The following is a 342-nucleotide window of genomic DNA, read 5'->3' as shown; positions in this document are numbered from 1 at the left end:
GTGGGCATGGGCCAGCGGGCACGTTCGAGGGTGCGGATCCTGAGCTCATGGTCCTGAACATCCGACCGGATGTCCTTTGCCTCGTCGAGGAAACCGTCCACCTTGTTCTCGATGCGGCCGACCGTCTGAGCCAGGTCTCTCACCTCCTGGTACATCTGGGCGTTGCTGATGTAGACACCCGCGTCCGGGGCCGTCATCAGCTGCCCGTTCTGGCCTGCCGGTTCGGCACCGCCCAGGTGAAGCCGAGCGCGGCGAGGACGGCGATCAGCGCCGCCCATCCTTCGGCGGCGGTGACGGTGTCGTCGGTGACGGCGACGGACAGCGATCCGGCGCCCGCGGCGA

The 342-nt window shown here is 68.1% G+C and carries 1 protein-coding gene; it reads right to left on the bottom strand.

What is annotated here, in order from left to right; all coding sequences use genetic code 11:
- Positions 1 to 197, bottom strand: a 197-nt coding sequence (locus tag GFH49_RS01705; protein WP_155053933.1) for a hypothetical protein, incomplete at its 3' end; no start/stop codon positions are given.
- Positions 198 to 342: the final 145 nt, after the last annotated feature.

Source organism: Streptomyces blattellae (genome assembly GCF_009709555.1).
GTDB classification, from domain to species: domain Bacteria; phylum Actinomycetota; class Actinomycetes; order Streptomycetales; family Streptomycetaceae; genus Streptomyces; species Streptomyces blattellae.
The sequence above is the reverse complement of the archived record's forward strand: the minus strand, read 5'-3'. Positions and strand labels throughout refer to the sequence as shown.